Source organism: Micromonospora phytophila (genome assembly GCF_023656545.1).
In the GTDB taxonomy this organism is placed as follows: domain Bacteria; phylum Actinomycetota; class Actinomycetes; order Mycobacteriales; family Micromonosporaceae; genus Micromonospora; species Micromonospora phytophila.
The window spans coordinates 1-2,251 of record NZ_JAMOKF010000544.1 but is presented as its reverse complement, the minus strand read 5'-3'; the positions used below and the strand labels follow the sequence as shown (position 1 = coordinate 2,251).

Genomic DNA, 2,251 nt, shown 5'->3' with positions numbered 1-2,251 from the left:
GGCCGGACCGGGGTCCGCCGGTGGCCGGCCGGCGGGGGCGGAGCGACCCGGCCCGCCGACCGCGGCGGTGTCCCGGGCCGGGTCGGTGATCCGGAGCCGGGCCGCCCGACCGGGCGCGGCGAGCAGCAGCAGGGCCTTCGCCACCGCGCTGGTCAGGTCGTGGTCGACACCCTGGATCAGTCCCCGGGCGCCGGCGCTGATGGTGGCGGCGGCCGCCTCCGACTCCTCGGTGCCGAGCAGCACCACCGCGGCCTGCGGCGCGCGGGCGAGCACCCGGCGGACGAAGCCGGCGCTGTCCGGCCGGGTGAGGGCGGTGTCGGCGAGCACCACGTCGGCCGGACGCTCGGCCAGACGCAACATCACCTCGGGATCGGAGACTGCCGTCCGGACGACCGCGGCCAGCCCCAGCCGCGCCGCCGCGGATGCCAGGTGCTGCGCCGCGAGGGGCGTCCGAACGCACACGAGAACCGTACGCACAGTGGTCTCCTCTCCGTCCACGAGCAGACCATGACGGGGTCGGGTCGGGAGGGGGTTCCCGGCAATCCTCCGAACTTTTCCGACAACTAGGGCATATGCCGCTTCTTGCTTGACCTTTTCGATCACAGAAGTGTGAGCCGGGGAAAGCACGGGTACCGGGAGTCCAGGCCGGAAACGGCGCGCCTGCGCGGACCGCCGCCCGGACGCCGGTTCACATGACCTCCGCGGTGCCGCGCGGGGAGGAGGGGTGCTGATGTCGAACGTACGTAGACTGCCCGGACCCATCGTCGACCTCTGGGACTGGCAGCGGCTCGGTGCCTGCCGAGGCCGGGACAGCGCCCAGTTCTTCCACCCGGACGGCGAGCGTGGCTCGTCCCGCCTGCGCCGGGAGTCCGGCGCGAAGGCCGTCTGCCGGGCCTGCCCGGTCCGCGCCGAGTGCGCGGCACACGCCCTTTCCGTCCGCGAGCCGTACGGCGTGTGGGGCGGCTTCAGCGAGTCGGAGCGGCTGCGGCTGCTCGCCGTCGGCTGGGAGGACCTGGCCGACCGCCGGCACACCCGCGTGGACATCGCCCGGCTGGAGGCCCGCCTCGGCCGGCCGCACAAGTCCACCGTCCCGGCCCAGCGCAAGATCGCCTGAACCGACCACCCGCAGACCACACCGGCGCCGCGTCCCTTCCGGGGCGCGGCGCCGTACCACGCCCGGCCACAGCGCCGCGCTCCTTCCCGCGCCACGACATCCCGCTGCTCTCCGGAGGGCGCGGCGCATCCCGCTGCTCTCCGGAGGGCGCGGCGCCGTGCTGCGCGGATCGGCGGTGGCGGGCCCGCAGGGGCGGGTCAGCAGCGGGGGGTTCAGCGGACGGTGACCTTGACGGTGTGCCAGCCGGTGGCGCCGTCCGGCGCGATCGCCGACCGTCGCTGCGTCTGCGTCGCGCCGGTCGCGTCGGTGGCGCGGACCTGGAGGGTGTGCTCGCCCGGCGGGGCGTCCCACCGCCAGGACCACTGCACCCAGGTGTCCACCGAGGCCGTCGGGGCGAGTTCCGCCTGCTGCCAGGCGCCCTCGTCGACGCGTACCTCGACGGACCGGATGCCGCGCTGCTGCGCCCAGGCCACCCCGGCCACGGTGATCCGGCCGGCGGTCAGCCGGTTGCGGGGGCGGGGCGTGTCGATCCGCGACTGCGTCTTGACCGGTCCCTGGGCCGACCAGCCGCGCGGCACCCAGTACGCGTCGAAGTCGGCGAAGCTGGTCAGTTCCAGCTCGGTGACCCACTTGCACGCCGACACGTAGCCGTAGAGGCCGGGCACCACCACGCGCACCGGGAAGCCGTGCTCGACCGGCAACGGTTCGCCGTTCATCCCCACCGCGAGCAGCGCGTCCCGGCCGTCGCGCAGCACGGCCGTCGGGGTGCCGCAGGTCCAGCCGTCCACCGAACGCCCGACGACCTGATCGGCGCCCTCCTCCGGGTCGGCCTCGTCGAGCAGCTCCCTGATCGGCACCCCCAGCCAGCGGGCGTTGCCGATCAGGTCCCCGCCGACCTCGTTGGAGACGCAGGCGAGGGTGACGTACCGCTCGACCATCGGCCTCGCCAGCAGCTCGGCGAAGCTCAGCTCGATCGGGTTGCGCACCCGCCCGTGGATGCGCAACCGCCACGTCGCCGGGTCGACCTGCGGCACGACCAGGGCGGTGTCGATCCGGTAGAAGCCGAAGTTGGGGGTCACCCAGGGGGCGAGCTGGGTCAGCGAGAGGTCCGCCCCGGCCGGCACCGCCGGGGCGGCC

The 2,251-nt window shown here is 75.0% G+C and carries 2 protein-coding genes and 1 pseudogene; 1 reads left to right on the top strand and 2 read right to left on the bottom strand.

What is annotated here, in order from left to right:
* Positions 1–477: pseudogene (locus NCC78_RS30990) on the bottom strand (helix-turn-helix transcriptional regulator); the annotation flags it as partial.
* Positions 478–730: 253 nt separating this feature from the next.
* Between NCC78_RS30990 and NCC78_RS30985 the strand changes: the two are divergent.
* Positions 731–1,114 carry a WhiB family transcriptional regulator gene (locus NCC78_RS30985; RefSeq protein ID WP_250798973.1) on the top strand — a complete coding sequence of 128 codons (384 nt, stop codon included), beginning with the start codon at positions 731–733 and terminating at the stop codon, positions 1,112–1,114.
* A 212-nt stretch (positions 1,115–1,326) separates the two neighbouring features.
* On the opposite strand, the gene NCC78_RS30980 is transcribed toward NCC78_RS30985, so the two are convergent.
* Positions 1,327–2,251 (bottom strand): molybdopterin-dependent oxidoreductase (locus NCC78_RS30980; RefSeq protein ID WP_250798972.1); only part of this gene is annotated, 925 nt, incomplete at its 5' end.

Coding starts and splice junctions, on each gene's coding strand:
- NCC78_RS30985 (WP_250798973.1), top strand. CDS start 731: ATGTCGAACGTACGTAGACTGCCCGGACCCATCGTCGACCTCTGGGAC.